Raw genomic sequence first — 16,411 nt, forward strand, 5'->3', positions numbered from 1 at the left:
CCCCGTAATTGCTAGCGGCTCTAGCGCCCGCTTTCCGGTTTTTCCACCGGATAAAATGTGTAGCTCAACGTGATTTCGTCGATGCCCTTGGTTCCGTCGTCCTCGCGGATCTTCGGATCGACGAAAAACACCACCGGCATGCGCACGCTCTGGCCGCCCTTCAGCGTCTGTTCGGTGAAGCAGAAACATTCGATCTTGCTGAAATAGGGACCCGCCTGGGTCGGCGAGACGTTGAACATCGCACGCCCCGTCGTGGTGCGGCCGGTAAGGTTGGTTGCCCGGTAGTAGATGGTCGTGCGCGCGCCCGGCTGGATGCGGACGGTTTCCTGCTCGGGCTCGAACCGCCACGGCAGAGAAGGCTCGATATTGGCGTCGAACCGCACCCCGATCGATGCGCCCGCGACGGCGCCCGGCGCGGTTTCGGCGCGCTGGGTGGTCCCGGCAAAACCCGTCACTTGGCAGAACACGCGGTACAGCGGCACGCTGGCGAAGGCGAGGCCGAGCATCGCCAGCCCGAACAGCGCGGCGCGGATCCCGACGGTGCGATTTTTGTCAGCGACGCTGGTCATGGCGGCTTACTGGTTGATCGTCATCTTGGCGATCGAGATGCCGAACACCAGCGCCACGAACAGGAACAGCAGGATCGCGGTCACGCGGGCGCCGGAACGCTGGCGCTGGCGGATGGCGTCTTGATCGTCGGGGGTCATCCCAGAACCTTTGCGTCAATGGCGAGCGCCCCGAAAAGGGCGAACAGGTAGATGATCGAGAATGCGAACAGCCGCTTTTCGGGCTTCATGCCAGAAGGCTCGCTCGCCTCGTTGCGCCAGACCCGGATCGCCAGCGCCAGGAAGATCGCGTTGAGCACGACCGACACGGTGCCGTAGAGCCAGCCCGAATAACCCAGCGGCCACGGCGCGATCGCCACCGCCGCCATCGGCAGCGTGTAGAGCAGGATTTGCTGGCGGGTGTGCCTGGCCCCCGCGACCACCGGCAGCATCGGGATGCCGGCATTGGCATAGTCGGTCCGCACGAACAGGCTGAGCGCCCAGAAATGCGGCGGGGTCCACAGGAAGATGATCGCGAACAGGATCCACGCCATCAGCGGGGTCGATCCGGTCGCCGCGGCCCAGCCGATCAGCGGCGGGAAGGCGCCGGCCGCGCCGCCGATGACGATGTTCTGCGGCGTCCGGGGCTTCAGCCACATGGTATAGACGATGACGTAGAACAGGATCGAGATCGCCAGCCAGATGGCGGCGACATGGTTGGTCGCCAGGTCCATCAGCACGACCGAGCCGACGCCCAGCCCGACGCCGAAGTGCAGCGCGGTCTGTCGAGTCATGCGGCCGGCGGGAAGCGGGCGGTTCTGCGTCCGCTTCATCTTGGCGTCGATGTCGGCTTCATACCATTGGTTGAGCGCGCCGGCCGCGCCCGCCGCGATGGCGATGCACAGGATGGCGGCGAAGCCGAGGATCGGGTGGACGACGACCGGCGCCGCCATCAGGCCGCACAGGCCGGTGTAGACGACGAGGCGCATCACACCCGGCTTGGTCAGCGCGAACAGGTCGCGCCAGTCGGCGGGCAGGCGCTGGTCCTGGGAAAGCGGGATGCTGGTCACGGCTGCGCCCTATAGGGGCTCGCCCCGCCCCTGAAAAGGCCCCGCCCGCCCAATCACTTGGCATTCATGGGCGTCAGGCTAGCCTTGGCGGATGACCTATCGATTCGCGACCCTCGCCGCCCTTGCCCTGACCATCGCCGCCCCGGCGGCGGCGCAGACGGCGCCCGCCGCCGCAGCGCCCGCCGCACCGGCGGCGAAGGACGACCTGGTCCGCGTCGCGCTCGATACCGACAAGGGGCGCATCGTCATCGCCCTAGACCGCGGGCGGGCGCCGATCACGGTCGCCAATTTCCTCGCCTATGTCGACAAGGGGTGGCTGACCGGACAGCCCTTCTACCGCGCCATGCCCTATGGCGACGGCGGCCTGATCCAGGGCGGGGTGCGCGACGGGGCCAAGCTGCTGCCCGCTATCAAGCATGAGCCGACCAATGTCACCGGCCTGAAGAACGTCGCCGGGTCGGTGGCGATGGCGAGCCTGGGGCCGGGCACCGCGCGCAGCGACTTTTTCATCATGACCACCGACATCCCGGCCTTCGATGCGACCCCGACCAATGGCGGCTTCGCGGTGTTCGGCCAGGTGGTCGAGGGGATGGATGTGGTCAAAGCCATCCTCGCCGCGCCCAAGAGCCCGACCAAGGGCGAAGGCGTGATGAAGGGCCAGATGCTGGAGCCTGAGGTCAAGATCGTGAAGGCGGCGCGGGTGAAGCCTTAAGTTCGCTATCGGCTCACGAAATGCGTGTTTTTGGGCCGTTTGCGTGAAGTTTAGAATTTGGGCGCGAGCGGAGCCAGCGCGCGGATTGTGCGGGTTATTCCTACAAGGTCAAAGAGCCGTGCAGGGATGATGGCATGGCAGAGGCATTGTAGGACAGCGAAAAGCGGACCGTCCGCTAGGGGTGGAAAGCGGTCATTCGCTGAGCTAGCATTTTCTCATGTTTCGTTGGGCACTCGTGATTCCGTTTGCTGCGTTTGCAGCGGTCAGTTGCGGCTCAAATGAAGGAAGCTGCGGTTCAGTTTGGAAGGCTCCAAGCCAAACGCCGATTGATCTTCGCAGCATGGACCGGCTTCGCTTGGGCGTACCGATCGAAACGTTGAGCGAAGTCTCTCGCTGCCACGATGCAGCAACCCAACTGACCTTTAGTGGTGTTCAATTCATCGACAAAGATAAGCGGAGATATCTCGTCTTCGACACGCCGAGATTGGACGAGCAATTTGCAGTGGTCTTGAATCCGAGGGGCGAAATTATTCGGACGGGTCCGACCACACTGAACTTCTGACATTGCGTCTGCAATGGGTCGATTGCAGACATTTCATCGCTAGCCGCCACTGCCGCTCATTCTCGCCATGCAGGGGCATGGCTGACATTCGCTACGTGACGTCGGACGGGTTCGCTGAGGCGACCCGCCGGCCGGATCTCGGCAACTCTACGACAAAAGGCCCGGAACCGCTGGTGCGATTCCGGGCCTTTTGCTCGGTGCCTCGATCAGTCGATCTTCGGCAAAGTCTCGAACTGGTGGAAGGGCGGCGGGCTGGGGAGGGTCCATTCCAGCGTCGTGGCGCCTTCGCCCCAGGGGTTGTCCGGAGCCTTCTTCCCTGCCGCGAGCGACAGGATCATGTTCACGAAGAACACCGCCACGCCCGCCACGGTCACCATGTAACCATAGGTCGAGATGGTGTTCCAATGTTCGAACGCCGGAGTGTAGTCCGGAATACGACGCGGCATGCCGTCGAGGCCGAGGAAGTGCTGCGGGAAGAAGATCATGTTCACGCCGACGAACATCACCCAGAAGTGAAGCTTGCCGAGGAATTCATTGTACATCTTCCCTGTCATCTTCGGGAACCAGTAATACATGCCGGCGAACAGCGCGAAGACCGCGCCGAGCGACAGCACATAGTGGAAGTGCGCGACGACATAATAGGTGTCGTGCATGTAGTTATCGACCCCGCCGTTCGCGAGGGTGACGCCGGTGACGCCGCCCACGGTGAAAAGGAAGATGAAGCCGATCGCCCACAGCATCGGGGTTTCGAAGCTCAATGAGCCGCCCCACATGGTCGCGATCCACGAGAAGATCTTCACGCCGGTCGGGACCGCGATGATCATCGTCGCGGCGGTGAAGTACATCTTGGTGTTCACATCCATGCCGATCGTGAACATGTGGTGCGCCCACACGACGAAGCCGACCACGCCGATCGCGACCATGGCGTAGGCCATGCCGAGATAGCCGAACACCGGCTTGCGGCTGAAGGTCGCGACGATCTGGCTGATGATGCCGAAGCCCGGCAGGATCATGATGTACACTTCGGGGTGGCCGAAGAACCAGAACAGGTGCTGGTAAAGGACCGGGTCGCCGCCGCCTTCGGCATTGAAGAAGGCGGTGCCGAAGTTGCGGTCGGTCAGCAGCATGGTGATCGCACCGGCGAGAACCGGCAGCGCGAGCAGCAGCAGGAAGGCGGTGATCAGCACCGACCACACGAACAGCGGCATCTTGTGCAGGGTCATGCCCGGCGCGCGCATGTTGAAGATGGTGGTGATGAAATTGATCGCACCCAGGATCGAGCTGGCACCCGCGAGGTGGAGCGAGAAGATCGCCATGTCGACCGACGGACCGGCCGAACCGGTGGTCGACAGCGGGGCGTAGACCGTCCAGCCGGTACCCGCGCCATGCCCGGTGCCGCCGCTGACGAAGGTCGAGCCCAAAAGCAGCAGGAAGGCCGGGATCAGCAGCCAGAACGAGATGTTGTTCATACGCGGGAAGGCCATGTCCGGCGCGCCGATCATGATTGGCACGAACCAGTTGCCGAAGCCGCCGATCATCGCCGGCATGACCATGAAGAAGACCATGATCAGGCCGTGCGCGGTGATGAGGACGTTCCAGCGATGGAGCGCCTCGTCCATCGATCCGACCGAGCCGAGCAGCGGCCAGGCCTGGTTGAGATACTGGATGCCCGGGTGCATCAGTTCGGCACGCATGATGCCCGAGATGCCGCCACCGATGATGCCCGCGACAATCGCGAAGATCAGGTAAAGGGTGCCGATGTCCTTGTGGTTGGTCGACATGAACCAGCGGGCGAAGAAGCCCGGCTTGTGGTCCGCGTCATGATGCGCGTCATGCGCGTCGTGAGCCTTCAGCGGAAGCGCGTCGGCGGGAATGGTGCTCATATCTCTCTCGTTTCCGCGTCTTAGTTGGTGGCCGGCGCCGCGGCGTTGGTCGCCGGGGCTTCGGTGGTGGCCGCAGCCGGCGTCGCCGCCGGGGTGGCGGCAGGCGCTGCGGCCTCAGCCGCTGGCGCCGGGGCCGCGCCCTTCGGGCTGCCGCCCTTGTTGGCGAGCCAGGCGTTGAACTTGGCTTCCGGAACGACTTCGACCGCGATCGGCATATAGCCGTGGCGCGCGCCGCACAGTTCGCTGCACTGACCGAAATAGACGCCCGGACGGTCGACCTTGACCCAGGTTTCGTTGATGCGGCCCGGGTTGGCGTCCATCTTAGTCCAGAAGGCCGGGACAGCGAACGAGTGGATGACGTCGTTCGAGGTGACGAGGAACTTCACCACCTTGCCGGCCGGGATGACGATGCGTTCGTCGACCGCCAGCAGCGGCGGGCCGTCGGCGTCGGTGCGATAGCGTTCGCCCGGCTTCACGTCGGCCTTTTCCTTCAACAGGTTCGACACGATTTCGAAGCCGCCGTTATCCGGATACTGGTAGGTCCAGTACCACTGGTTGCCGATCACCTTGACGGTGAGGTCGGCGGGCGGCGGGCTATACTGCTTGCTGATCAGGCGGATCGAGGGAACCGCGATCACCACCAGGATCAGCACCGGGACCAGCGTCCAGATGACTTCGATCAGCGTGTTGTGACTGGTCTTCGACGGGGTCGGGTTGGCGCCGCGGCGGAAGCGGATGATGGTGTAAGCCAGCAGCAGCAGGACGAACACGCTGATGACGATGTTCATCGTCAGCAGCATGTGGTTGTGGAAGTCCTTGGCACCCTGGCCGACGTCGGTCACCTGGTCCTGGATGCCCATCCGGCCGTCGGGGACGCCGATGCCGGGGGTCGGCGCGGCGAAGTCGATCGCCGGGGCGGCCGGGGCCTTGGCGGCGTCGGTCGCCGGTGCGGCGGTGGTGGCAGCCGCGGGCGCCGCAGCCTCTGGCGCGCTCGCCGTCGCCGGCGTCGCGGCGGCCGGAGCCTGGGCCAGCGCAGCCGACGGCATCATCGCCGCGGCGGCCAAGGCGATTACCCATCCCTTCAGTTTCATCGTCACCCCGATTGATTCGTTATATGGGATTGGGCCCGCCGCGACGGGCAGGCCACAATTGGGCGGCCTTATAGGCGGGACATTCCAGTCCCTCAAGGCTTGGAACGCCACGAATTTCGGGGGCGGTTGCGAGGGTCGGCCGGCACGCCTATCTGGAGCCCGTCGCACAGGGAGGAAATGCGTGACCGACGACGAGATTCTGGCGGAATTCCGCGCTGCGGACGCACTTCTTGAAGGGCATTTCATCCTGTCGTCGGGGCTTCGCAGCCCGCGCTACCTGCAATGTGCGCGGGTCCTGATGGACGGCGCGCGGGCCGAGCGGCTGGCGCGAGCGCTGGCCGCCAAGCTGCCGACCGAGCTCAGCGAGTCCATCGACGTCGTCGTGTCGCCGGCGATGGGCGGGGTCATCATCGGCCATGAGATGGGCCGCGCGCTGGGCAAGCCGGCGATGTTCCTGGAACGGCCCGACGGCGTGTTCCATTTCCGCCGCGGCTTCGCGCTGGAAAAGGGCCAGAAGGTGCTGATGGTCGAAGATGTCGTCACCACCGGCCTGTCGAGCCGCGAAGCGATTCTGGCGGTCGAGGAAGCGGGCGGCGTGGTGATCGGCGAAGCCTCGCTGGTCGACCGTTCGTCCGGCAAGGCCGACCTTGGCGTGCCGTTCACCCCGCTGATCCGCATCGACGTCCCGACCTACGACGCCAACGACCTGCCCGAAGAATTGGCCGCGATCCCGGCGGTGAAGCCCGGGAGCCGCGCGGCGGCGTGAGCGGGAAGCTGCGCCTGGGGGTCAACATCGACCATGTCGCGACCATCCGCAACGCGCGCGGCGGGCCGCACCCCGACCCGCTGCGCGCGGCCCATATGGCCGAAGCGGGGGGCGCCGACGGCATCACCGCCCACCTGCGTGAGGACCGGCGCCATATTACCGACGAGGACATCGCCCGCCTGAAAGGCGAGATTGCGCTGCCGCTCAACCTTGAAATGGCGGCGACCGAGGAGATGCTGGGCATTGCCCTGCGCCATCGCCCGCACGCCGCCTGCATCGTCCCCGAAAAGCGCGAGGAGCGGACGACCGAGGGCGGGCTCGACGCGGCCGGGCTGTTCGACCATCTGCAGCCGATGGTTGCGCGCCTGACCGACGCGGGCATCCGCGTCAGCCTGTTCATCGAACCGAGCGAACGGCAGGTCGACGCCGCCTTGCGCCTCAAGGCGCCCGTGGTCGAATTCCACACCGGGCGCTACGCCCATGTCGGAGGGGACGAGCGGGCAGTGGAGTATAAGCGGATCGCCGATGCGGCCGCGCTGGCCGTCCAGGGTGGGATCGAACCCCATGCAGGCCACGGCCTGACCTACGACAACGTCCAGCCGATCGCCGCCATCCCGCAGCTGGCCGAGCTCAACATCGGCCATTTCCTGATCGGCGAGGCGATTTACGTCGGCCTAGACGCCAGCATCCGCCGCATGCGGCAGTTGATGGACGACGCACGTTGATCGTCGGCCTCGGCTCCGACCTGTGCAATATCGAGCGGATCCAGCAATCGCTCGACCGCTTCGGCGAGCGCTTCCTGCAGCGCGTCTTCACCGACGTCGAACAGGCCAAGGCGGCGCGGCGGCCCTTCACGCGCGCCGGCACGCTGGCCAAGCGCTTCGCGGCGAAGGAGGCGTTTTCGAAAGCGGTCGGCACCGGCTTCAAGCGCGGCGTGTTCATGAAGGACATTGGCGTGGTCAATGCGCCGTCGGGCGCGCCCACGCTGAGGCTGACCGGCGGTGCCAAGGCGCGGCTTGACGAACTGACCCCCGACGGCCACGCCATCGAGGTGCATCTGACGATGACCGACGACCATCCCTGGGCGCAGGCCTTCGTCATCCTTTACGCTCGCAAGATGGAGCCCTGATTGTCCGATCCCGTCGAGCCGGTCGCGTCCGAGACCGCCGCCCCGCAAGCCGCGACGCCCGCGGAAACGCCAAAGGAAACGAAGGGCCAGATGATCTGGCGCGAAGCCAAGGGCATGTTCTGGGTGCTGGTCGCGGTGCTGCTGTTCCACAGCTTCATCGCCAAGCCCTTCTACATCCCGTCGGAATCGATGATGCCGCGGCTGTTGACCGGCGACCGGCTGGTGGTGACCAAATATCCCTACGGCTGGTCCTATGTATCGCCGACCATCCCCAATCCGGCCGCGATCGTCCGTTCGCTAATCCTGCGGCAGGGACCGGAGCCGTGGGGCATCACCCTGCCCTTCATGAAGGGGCGCGTGCTGGGCAAGCTGCCCGAACGCGGCGACATCGTCGTGGTGACGCCGCCGGGCAAGAATGAGGATTATATCAAGCGCGTCATCGGCCTGCCCGGCGACACGATCGAGCTTCGTAATGGCAGGTTATTCATCAACGGCCAGGCGGTGAAGGCCGAGGTCCGCCCACCGCTGGACATTCCGGTCGACGCCAATGCGCCGTGCGGCGAGAATGATTTCTGGAATCGGCGCGAGGAAACCGCCGCTGGCACGGTCTGCCGCCTGCCGATCGTGCGCGAAACGCTGCCCAACGGCGTCACCTATGACACCATCGACGACGGCAACAGCGAAGGCGACACCTTCGGCCCAATCAAGGTCCCGGCCGACCATCTGTTCCTGATGGGGGACAATCGCGACCATAGCGCCGACAGCCGTTACGAACTGTCGCAGCAGGGACTGGGCGGACCGGTGCCGTTCGAAAATATCGGCGGGCGCGCCGAATTCATCACCTTCAGCCTCGACGGGTCGGGGATTTTCGGCTTCCGTAGCGGCCGGTCGGGCGACAGCCTGAGAGGCCAGAAGGAGTAAGCGATGAGCGAGACCGTGCCGCCCCCCACCCCGGTCGAGCGGCCCGGTCCCGCCGACCTGTCGAGCGGCGTGGTGCGCGACGAGGCGCGCCGGGCCGCAGTGTGGATCGGCATGGCATTGCTGGTGGTGGGCGCGATCGTCCTGGCCCAGCCGATCATGCTGATCATCGGCGGCATGGTGTTCGCCATCATCCTCGACGGCGGGACGCGCCTGCTGGGCCGGGTGCTGCCGATCGGGCGTGGTTGGCGGCTGGCGATCGTCACGCTGGCGGGCTTCGGGTTCATCGGCTGGGTCTTCTATTTCGCCGGGACGACGCTGGCCGAACAGGCGGGCGCGCTGCGCGACGTCGTCACCGCCCAGGCCAACAAATTGTTCGCGACGATCAACGAGGCAGGCATCCTGCCCGAAGGCGGCCTGTCGAACATGAGCGGCCAGTTGATGGGCGGCGTCGGGCGCCTGACCAGCGCCGTCAGCACCGCGGTCGGCGCGCTGTCGTCGATCGTCATGGTGCTGGTGATCGGCATCTTCGTGGCGATCGAACCGCGCATGTACGACCGCGGCTTCGCCTGGATGCTGCCGATGGCGAGGCGTCAGGGCTTCTACGACATCAGCGACCATGTCGGCTTCGTCCTGCGCCGCCTGATGTTCGGGCGGATCGTCGGGATGGTGGTCGAAGGCGTCGGCACCTGGCTGATGCTGTTATGGGGTGGCGTGCCGATGGCGGCGCTCCTCGGCCTACTCACCGGCCTGCTGGCCTTCGTCCCCAACATCGGCGCGATCGTGTCGGGACTGCTGATGGTCGCGGTCGGCTTTTCGGCCGGGACCGACACCGGACTGTGGGCGATCGCCACCTATTTCATCGTCCAGACGATCGACGGCTACCTGATCGTGCCTTACGTCGCGAAGAAGACCGTCGACCTGGCCCCGGCGCTGGTGCTGGCGGCGCAGCTGATCTTTGGCGCGCTGTTCGGGATCATGGGACTGCTGCTGGCCGATCCCATCGTGGCGACGATCAAGACGACGCTGGAAGACCTCGCCAAAAGAAAGGGCGCGGCCCCGACAGCGGAACCGCGCCCCAAAAAATCGAAGGCCTGATCGCTTATTGACCCGGCGCTGGAGGCGCCCCGTCGGTCGGCTGGCCGAGACCCGCCTGAAGCGCTGCGTTGCGCGCGACCTCGAGGACGTGGACGTCGAAATAGAGGTCTTCGTTCTTGCCGATCGGGCTGCCCGGCGGCGGCGAATCGCCGTACGCCAGACGGCCCGGGATCACGATCTTGTAGCGGCCGCCCTTCTGCATCTGCAGCAGCGCCTGCTTGAATCCCGGCACGACCTGCGCGACCAACAGCGGCGCAGGACCGCGTCCGTCGGTGGTGTCGAACACCGTACCGTCCTTGGTCTTGCCGGTATATTCGATGATCACGCCATCGAGCTCGGCGACCTTGTCGCCGGTCCCGGCCTGGACGGTTTCGACATCGACACCGGCCATCTGGCCCGCGCCCATTGCGGCGACGCCGTAGGCGAGCCCGATCAGCGCGGCGACGGCGAGCCACAGCTTGACGAGCGAACCCTTGGCGATCGGACGGATCGGAACCTGGGAAACCGACATGTTACGCTCCCTAACGCGGGAAAACGGGAAGGATCAGCGGTGAAGGCAGGCCTTAACGGCCGCCTTCGCGCTCCACCCGCTTGCGCTCGAGCTTGCGAGCGCGGCGAATCGCGGCGGCGCGTTCACGCGCACGCTTTTCCGAGGGCTTCTCGTAGTGACGGCGAAGCTTCATCTCGCGATAGACGCCTTCACGCTGCAGCTTCTTCTTGAGCGCCCGCAGCGCCTGGTCGACATTGTTGTCGCGAACGATGATCTGCATAAAAGCCGTCGAACTCCCTTCAAAATCGCCCGAAATCGACCGGGCAGCCCGCTTATCGACGCCGATTCGTTTCGGCCGCCCGACACTCGGACAATGAACATTGTCGCCCGTGCCCCATGGCACGTGCGGAGGCGGCCCATTAGCAGCGACCTTGTCCCATTTCAAGGCGTTGCGGGCAGCGGCCGACCACGACGAACCGTGGTCTGTGCGCGGTGACGGGCCGGAACCGACTAATCCTGGTTATCGGCGGTTAACCTGTTGAGGGCTATAAGGCTTTTCGAAACCGGAGGGTGTGGATGTCGTTGAATCGCAGGGAAATGTTGCGTCTTGGCGCGGCGGGTGCCGGCGGCCTGCTGCTGTCGTCGACGGTGGCGGCGCAGGTGTTGCCGACCTCGATCCTTAGCCCCTCGCCGCTGCCCGTTCCGCCGCAACCGGCGACGATCGCCGCGCCGAGTGCGCCGGGCGGTATCAACCCGCTGCTGTTCTCCAAGGCCAAGGCGGCGCTCGATTCGCGTCCGGCGATCACCCAGCGTGACTTCATCGGCGTGGTCGATTTCGCCGCCAGCTCGGCCGACCCGCGCTTCCATGTCGTGCACCTGCCGAGCGGCAGCGTCGAAAGCTTCCGCGTCGCCCATGGCAGCGGGTCCGATCCGGCGCACACCGGCTTCCTCGACCATTTTTCGAACATGCCGGGGTCGGAGGCCTCGTCGAACGGCGCCTACACGACCGCCGACCTTTATGAAGGCAAATACGGACTGTCGATGAAGGTCGACGGGCTGGACTGGACCAACAACAATGCGATGGCCCGCGCCATCGTCATCCACAATGCCTGGTACGCCGAACCCGAAGTCGTCGAGCAATATGGGAAGCTGGGCCGCAGCCAGGGCTGCTTCGCCTTCAGCCGCAAGGACCAGTGGGCGGTGATGCACCGCCTCAGCAGCGGCCACATGATTTACGCGGACAAGGTTGCATAAGCGGTCATCCACGGAACGGTCGTGGAAGCGAATTCGCTTTTGCTTATAAGAAAAGGGCGACCCGCGAGCCGCCCTTCTTTTTTGCCTTACTTCGCCGCGACCTTCTTGGGCGGTGCCTTGGGCGCGGCCGGGACCTCGCCGTCGGAATCGAGCAGCGCCGCGATCACCTTGCCGTCGCGCTTGTAGACGTCTTCATAGTCGACGATGCCGCCGTCGTTGGTGGCGGCGACGCTGAAATAGACGATGTAGACCGGCAGCGGCTTCACGAAATTGGCCTGCTTGGTCTGCTTCGAGGCGAGTTGTTCCTGGATCTTTTCCGGCGTCCACGGACCATTGTCGTCGCCCAGCAGCATGGTCGCCAGCGTCAGCACGTCCTTGGTGCGGATGCAGCCGTGGCTGGCGGCGCGCACCGAACTGTTGAAGCGGCTTTTGGCGTTGGTGTCGTGAAGATAGATGTTGTGCGGATTGTACATCACGAACTTCAACTGGCCGAGCGCGTTGGTCGGTCCCGGCGGCTGGCGCCAGCGCTGGATCTTGCCGTCCTTGCCCTTGACCGCGACGAAGCCGGCCTTGCCCGCGACTTCGCCCGAGATCGACGGCGGCACTTCCCACCAGGGATTGAGGATCACGCCGACCGCGGTCGCATTGAGCTGCGGCGTCGGCGTCCTGATCGCCCCGGCGACGGCGCGCGTCTTCCACCGCGTGGCGCCGTTTTCGACCAGCGTCGCATAATAGCTGGGCACGTTGACGATGATGTAGCGGTCGCCAAGGTCGCGCGGCAGCCAGCGCCAGCGATCCATGTTGAGCCGGATGCGGTTGACCTTGGCGCGCTCGGCCGCGTCGCCGGCCGACGCCTTGGCCAGCGCATCCTTGAGCGCGGCATATTGCGGATGGGTCGGCAGCAGGCCGTCGAGCGCGTCCTTCAGCTTGTTCTGCGACAGCGCCCAATCGAGCAGCTGGCGCTGGCGGACCTTGTCGAGATCCTTGTCTTCGACATGCCAGTCGATCCGCGCGTCGCCGCGGACATGGCCCAGCGCGAGGTCGGACGACAGGCGATTGAAGCGGTCGGTCGCGGCCGCCGACAGCGCGACCGGATCGCCCGCGGCAAGCGCCTTGAGCAGCCCGTCGCTGTCGTAATCGGCGGGGCTAAGGCCTTCCTTCCCGACGCCGGAGATATAGGACAGCAGGGCGCGAACCTGGTCGACCTGCCAGATCGGCGGCGGCGCTTCCGGCACGGGCGCGGGAGGCGTCGTCGGCTGGGCGTCCTTTGCCGCCGCGTCAGGCAGCGGCGCGATCGGGTCGGCCTTGGGCGCGGGCGCATTCTGCGCCATCGCCGCGGTTAGCGGAATCATGCCCAAGCCCAGCAGCATCGCCTTCGATTTCCAAGTGGACCTCAGCACTTTTCGCTTCCCCTTCAATCCGTTACTGTCTGCCGCCAGGAAAGTGGCAGGCGCATCCTAATGCATCAAGGCTTACATGGGATGAACCGGTCGCACTAGGGGGTGGGCGCGAGGAATGGCCAACCAATCCTTAAGGCTTTGACGTCATGATGTTCGGCGCAACATCGGGTGGAGGATGTGACGATGGCCGGTAAATTCCAGCTCGACGGAAGCATGATTCCGCGGACGGTCCGGCGCATGTTCGACCAGCGCAGCGAACCCCGCCAGCCGATCGAACAGGGCACCGCCGTCCTCACCGCACGCCGGGCTGACCACGTCGTTCCCCTGGTCAACCTGTCGCCCAATGGCGCGATGATCCGCTGCACCGCGCCGCTGAACATCGGAGAAAGCATTTCGCTACAGATGCTTGACCGCGACGTCATTCAAGGTCAGGTGCGCTGGATCAGGGACGGCAGGGTCGGGATCGGCTTTGCAAGACCGCTGGAATAAGTCGGTGGAGCATGATTTTCGGATGATCAGGGCGCGGATTTCGGAAGCGAAAAGCGCAGAGGAGCGGCGGCGGGCCACCCGGTTCGACGTCAGCATCGACGCGCGCGTCCGCGAGCTTGGCAGCGAAGGGTTCGAAGCGCGGCTGATCAACATTAGCGAAACCGGCTTCATGGCCGAAGCCGACGGCGAGTTCGAGGTGGGTAGCCGCGTGTGGCTGATCCTCCCCGGGCGCGAGCGGGCCAATGCGCTGGTGCGCTGGATTGCCGGCCGCAAGATCGGTGCAGAGTTCGCGGAACCGATCAGCCTCGACGGACTAACCGCCTAATTTTCCAGTCCAATTGCGGAACAGTTTTGGCGCGATGATTTCGCGCCGTGGAACCTAGCGTTCGTTTCGGTGTTCAATCCATCCGAAAGGAACGATCGAAATGGCCACTGTCCCGACGCTCGGCGAGCTCAATATGCGCCATGACCCTGCGAACCGCGGTTACCATGCGGTGTACCGCGAACATCAGGTCAACCATTGCCCCGGCTGCGGCCGTACGCACTGGATCATCGGCCGCGTATCGGCGGAATGCGCCTTCTGCGCCACCGCGCTGCCGCTGGCGGAAGCCAGCATGCGCCATCACAATGCGCCGATCGTGATCCAGCACCGCAACCGCGACACCCAGCCGGCCTGGGCCGCCTGACCTATTTGGCCGGTGCGGGCACCGCCCGTACCGGCACCCCCACATTGCAGACATCCACCCCGCCGGCAGGACGTATGTAAAATGCGTCGTGCCGGTTGGCGCGCAGGTGCACATATTCGGCAAAGCTGTCGCCCGCGAGATATTCGAAGCGCGGCTGAGCGTCGGGCGAAAGGTCGCTGACCAGCTTCGCCGACTTGATCGGCACGTCGGATGAGCGGTCCTTGTAGAAGCCCAGCGCCTCCGTGCCGCGCGGCAGTGCCGTCATCGCCTCGAACCCGCTGATCACCCGACCGACCACCGCGATGTTGCGGTCGAGATGGCGCGGCGCATGGCCGATGACGGCATAAAGTTCGCCGCCCGTCCCGGTGTCGGGACTGAGATCGCGCCCTACCCCGACCATGCCGTAGCAATGGGTCAGGTTGGCGGATTCATCCTTAAGGTCGTAAGCCATCGGCCATCCGCCCGAAAATCCGACCGCGGGTGCGTAGGCGTCCGGAAAGCCGAGCGGCACCACCGTTAGGCCCTTCAGGCTGCGCGAATATTCGGCCGGCGGCTTGGCAACGACGCCCGCCGGCAGCGGCTTGTCGCTTTCGTTATTGCCCCATTGGACGACATAATTGTCCTGCACGCGATAGATTTTCGCGCCGTCCCACCAGCCGGCGCGGGCCAGCGCCTTGATGTTGGCGACATGCACCGGGGCGAATTGGGTTGCGAGCTGCAGCACGACCTTGCGGCCGTCGGCAAGCTCGATCTGCAGCAGGTCGCCCGCCGGGATCGCGACCCAGTCCTTGGCGGGGGCGCCGGCGACGACGTCGTTGGGGGTTTTGAGCGCTGGGGGATCGGCAGCCATGGCGGCGGCGGACACGGCGGCAAGCAGGGCGACGATGATACGCATGGATTTCCCCCTTCGGATTCGCTGGCGATGATTGCCGCCTCCCAATCGCGGCGCAACCCCGCTAGGAAGCATGGCCATGTATCTTGCCACCATCATGCTGCTCGGCTCGGGCGAACTGGGCCGCGAATTCGCCATTGCCGCCAAGCGGCTCGGTTGCCGGGTCATCGCCTGCGACCGTTATGACGACGCGCCGGCGATGCAGGTCGCCGACGCGCGCGAGGTGTTCCCGATGCTCGACGGCGCGGCGCTGCGCGCGGCGGTGGAAAAGCATCGCCCCGACCATATCGTGCCGGAAATCGAGGCGATCGACACCGCCATGCTGGGCGAGCTGGAAACCGAAGGCTGGCACGTCGTGCCGTCGGCCAAGGCGGTACAGCTGACCATGAACCGCGACGGCATCCGCGACTTCGCGGCCAAGGAGCTGGGGCTGACGACCTCGCGCTATATCTTCGCCGAAACGCGCGAGGAGGCGATGAACGCCGGGGTCGGCCTGCCGGCGGTGGTCAAGCCGGTGATGAGCAGCAGCGGCAAGGGGCAGAGCGTCGCCAGCACCGTCGAGGAACTGGGCACGGCGTTCGATTATGCGGTCGCCAACATGCGCGGCGACCGGCCGCGGGTGATCGTCGAGGAGTTCATCCGCTTCGACTATGAGATCACGCTACTGACGGTGGCCACGAAGGACGGCGTGCTGTTCTGCCCGCCGATCGGCCACCGGCAGGAGGGCGGCGATTATCGCGAAAGCTGGCAGCCCGCGCCGATGGGCGACGCGGTGCTGGCATCCGCGCAGGAGCAAGCGGCGAAGGTCGTCACCGCGCTGGGCGGATATGGCCTGTTCGGCGTCGAATTCTTCATCGCCGGCGACCGCGCGATCTTTTCCGAGCTGAGCCCGCGTCCGCACGACACCGGCATGGTGACGCTGATAGGCCAGTTTCCCAACGAGTTCGAGCTCCATCTCCGCGCGATCCTGGGCCTGCCGATCCCGGCGATCGAGCTGGCGGGTCCGGCGGCGTCGGCGGTGATCCTGGCTACCCAAGAAAGCCATGATTTCGCCTTCGAAGGCGTGGCGGAGGCGCTGGCGGGGGGCGAGGCGGACCATCCTGTCGACCTGCGCCTGTTCGCCAAGCCCAACACGCTGAAAAACCGGCGCATGGGCGTGGCACTGGCGCGTGGACGCGATGCCGAGGATGCGAAGGGGCGCGCCGTGGCAGCCGCGTCGAAGGTCCGGATCGCCTATCGCGATTGAACCATTCGCACGTTCATCGGTTTTCCCACCCGATGAACAAGTGGAACCGCAAACCCGACATTGCGACGCTGCGTTCCATGGCTCGGCAGGCCAGGGACCCGATCGTCGCACGCGCGCTCCGCGACCTGGCCGACGAATATGAGCGGCTTGAACGCGATCCTGATGTGGCTGTTGCATAAA

General features: G+C 65.4%; 22 protein-coding genes. 13 read left to right on the forward strand and 9 right to left on the reverse strand.

What is annotated here, in order from left to right:
• Positions 1-20 precede the first annotated feature (20 nt).
• From G570_RS01140 to G570_RS01145, 3 genes are read right to left on the reverse strand one after another with little or no spacing between them, the layout of a single operon-like run.
• Complete coding sequence (locus tag G570_RS01140) at positions 21-569, reverse strand: cytochrome c oxidase assembly protein (RefSeq protein WP_037498262.1); 549 nt, start codon at positions 567-569, stop codon at positions 21-23.
• A 6-nt stretch (positions 570-575) separates the two neighbouring features.
• The gene (locus G570_RS14025) at positions 576-707 is read right to left on the reverse strand and encodes a helix-turn-helix domain-containing protein (RefSeq protein ID WP_281169491.1); all 132 of its coding nucleotides are present in this window, start codon (positions 705-707) and stop codon (positions 576-578) included.
• The gene (locus tag G570_RS01145; protein WP_245600311.1) at positions 704-1,534 is read right to left on the reverse strand and encodes a heme o synthase; all 831 of its coding nucleotides are present in this window, start codon (positions 1,532-1,534) and stop codon (positions 704-706) included. Before G570_RS01145 ends, G570_RS14025 begins: the two co-directional genes overlap by 4 nt.
• A 172-nt stretch (positions 1,535-1,706) precedes the next feature.
• Between G570_RS01145 and G570_RS01150 the strand changes: the two genes are divergently transcribed.
• Both G570_RS01150 and G570_RS13530 read left to right on the forward strand, forming a co-directional pair.
• On the forward strand, positions 1,707-2,327 hold the full coding sequence (locus G570_RS01150) for a peptidylprolyl isomerase (protein WP_037498264.1): 621 nt from the start codon (positions 1,707-1,709) through the stop codon (positions 2,325-2,327).
• 217 nt (positions 2,328-2,544) lie between these two features.
• The gene (locus G570_RS13530) at positions 2,545-2,889 is read left to right on the forward strand and encodes a hypothetical protein (protein ID WP_156930269.1); all 345 of its coding nucleotides are present in this window, start codon (positions 2,545-2,547) and stop codon (positions 2,887-2,889) included.
• Positions 2,890-3,095: 206 nt separating this feature from the next.
• Here G570_RS13530 and ctaD read toward each other — a convergent pair whose 3' ends face one another.
• Positions 3,096-4,772, reverse strand: a complete 1,677-nt coding sequence (gene ctaD / locus G570_RS01160; protein ID WP_037498267.1) for a cytochrome c oxidase subunit I — start codon at positions 4,770-4,772, stop codon at positions 3,096-3,098.
• 20 nt (positions 4,773-4,792) lie between these two features.
• Positions 4,793-5,863: a cytochrome c oxidase subunit II gene (gene coxB / locus G570_RS01165; protein ID WP_037498269.1), complete on the reverse strand. Its 1,071-nt coding sequence runs from the start codon at positions 5,861-5,863 to the stop codon at positions 4,793-4,795.
• Between the two features lie 181 nt (positions 5,864-6,044).
• Between coxB and pyrE the strand changes: the two genes are divergently transcribed.
• From pyrE to G570_RS01190, 5 genes are read left to right on the forward strand one after another with little or no spacing between them, the layout of a single operon-like run.
• Complete coding sequence (gene pyrE, locus G570_RS01170) at positions 6,045-6,629, forward strand: orotate phosphoribosyltransferase (RefSeq protein WP_037498271.1); 585 nt, start codon at positions 6,045-6,047, stop codon at positions 6,627-6,629.
• Positions 6,626-7,354 carry a pyridoxine 5'-phosphate synthase gene (locus G570_RS01175; RefSeq protein ID WP_037498274.1) on the forward strand — a complete coding sequence of 243 codons (729 nt, stop codon included), beginning with the start codon at positions 6,626-6,628 and terminating at the stop codon, positions 7,352-7,354. Before pyrE ends, G570_RS01175 begins: the two co-directional genes overlap by 4 nt.
• Positions 7,351-7,758, forward strand: a complete 408-nt coding sequence (gene acpS / locus G570_RS01180; RefSeq protein WP_037498277.1) for a holo-ACP synthase — start codon at positions 7,351-7,353, stop codon at positions 7,756-7,758. Before G570_RS01175 ends, acpS begins: the two co-directional genes overlap by 4 nt.
• A complete protein-coding gene (gene lepB, locus G570_RS01185; protein WP_037498281.1) occupies positions 7,759-8,679 on the forward strand; it encodes a signal peptidase I in 921 nt (306 codons plus the stop codon). It abuts the gene before it with no gap.
• A 3-nt stretch (positions 8,680-8,682) separates the two neighbouring features.
• A complete protein-coding gene (locus G570_RS01190; protein WP_037498284.1) occupies positions 8,683-9,774 on the forward strand; it encodes an AI-2E family transporter in 1,092 nt (363 codons plus the stop codon).
• Positions 9,775-9,778: 4 nt separating this feature from the next.
• Here G570_RS01190 and G570_RS01195 read toward each other — a convergent pair whose 3' ends face one another.
• Together G570_RS01195 and rpsU are read right to left on the reverse strand one after the other, a co-directional pair.
• Complete coding sequence (locus G570_RS01195) at positions 9,779-10,285, reverse strand: FKBP-type peptidyl-prolyl cis-trans isomerase (protein WP_051503910.1); 507 nt, start codon at positions 10,283-10,285, stop codon at positions 9,779-9,781.
• 52 nt (positions 10,286-10,337) lie between these two features.
• Positions 10,338-10,544, reverse strand: coding sequence for a 30S ribosomal protein S21 (rpsU, locus tag G570_RS01200; protein WP_037498287.1), 207 nt, complete (start codon positions 10,542-10,544; stop codon positions 10,338-10,340).
• A gap of 317 nt (positions 10,545-10,861) precedes the next feature.
• Between rpsU and G570_RS01205 the strand changes: the two genes are divergently transcribed.
• Positions 10,862-11,518 carry a murein L,D-transpeptidase catalytic domain-containing protein gene (locus G570_RS01205; protein ID WP_084607727.1) on the forward strand — a complete coding sequence of 219 codons (657 nt, stop codon included), beginning with the start codon at positions 10,862-10,864 and terminating at the stop codon, positions 11,516-11,518.
• An 86-nt stretch (positions 11,519-11,604) separates the two neighbouring features.
• Here the strand turns inward: G570_RS01205 and G570_RS01210 are convergent, their stop codons facing one another.
• A complete protein-coding gene (locus tag G570_RS01210; RefSeq protein WP_156930270.1) occupies positions 11,605-12,918 on the reverse strand; it encodes a L,D-transpeptidase family protein in 1,314 nt (437 codons plus the stop codon).
• Between the two features lie 183 nt (positions 12,919-13,101).
• Between G570_RS01210 and G570_RS01215 the strand changes: the two genes are divergently transcribed.
• The 3 genes from G570_RS01215 to G570_RS01225 all read left to right on the forward strand — a co-directional run bounded on the left by G570_RS01215 (position 13,102) and on the right by G570_RS01225 (position 14,093).
• Positions 13,102-13,407: a PilZ domain-containing protein gene (locus G570_RS01215; protein ID WP_156930271.1), complete on the forward strand. Its 306-nt coding sequence runs from the start codon at positions 13,102-13,104 to the stop codon at positions 13,405-13,407.
• A gap of 4 nt (positions 13,408-13,411) precedes the next feature.
• Positions 13,412-13,732 (forward strand): PilZ domain-containing protein, encoded by a 321-nt coding sequence (locus G570_RS01220; RefSeq protein WP_156930272.1) that lies wholly within the window; start codon positions 13,412-13,414, stop codon positions 13,730-13,732.
• Positions 13,733-13,832: 100 nt separating this feature from the next.
• On the forward strand, positions 13,833-14,093 hold the full coding sequence (locus G570_RS01225; RefSeq protein WP_037498301.1) for a hypothetical protein: 261 nt from the start codon (positions 13,833-13,835) through the stop codon (positions 14,091-14,093).
• A gap of 1 nt (position 14,094) precedes the next feature.
• On the opposite strand, the gene G570_RS01230 is transcribed toward G570_RS01225, so the two are convergent.
• The gene (locus tag G570_RS01230) at positions 14,095-14,988 is read right to left on the reverse strand and encodes a peptidylprolyl isomerase (RefSeq protein ID WP_037498303.1); all 894 of its coding nucleotides are present in this window, start codon (positions 14,986-14,988) and stop codon (positions 14,095-14,097) included.
• Between the two features lie 70 nt (positions 14,989-15,058).
• Here G570_RS01230 and purT point away from each other — a divergent pair, with 70 nt between their 5' ends.
• Both purT and G570_RS13535 read left to right on the forward strand, forming a co-directional pair.
• Positions 15,059-16,231, forward strand: coding sequence for a formate-dependent phosphoribosylglycinamide formyltransferase (gene purT, locus G570_RS01235; RefSeq protein WP_245600234.1), 1,173 nt, complete (start codon positions 15,059-15,061; stop codon positions 16,229-16,231).
• A 32-nt stretch (positions 16,232-16,263) separates the two neighbouring features.
• The gene (locus G570_RS13535; RefSeq protein WP_156930273.1) at positions 16,264-16,410 is read left to right on the forward strand and encodes a hypothetical protein; all 147 of its coding nucleotides are present in this window, start codon (positions 16,264-16,266) and stop codon (positions 16,408-16,410) included.
• Position 16,411 lies beyond the last annotated feature (1 nt).

The sequence above is a fragment of the Sphingomonas jaspsi DSM 18422 genome (genome assembly GCF_000585415.1).
Lineage (GTDB): Bacteria > Pseudomonadota > Alphaproteobacteria > Sphingomonadales > Sphingomonadaceae > Sphingomicrobium > Sphingomicrobium jaspsi.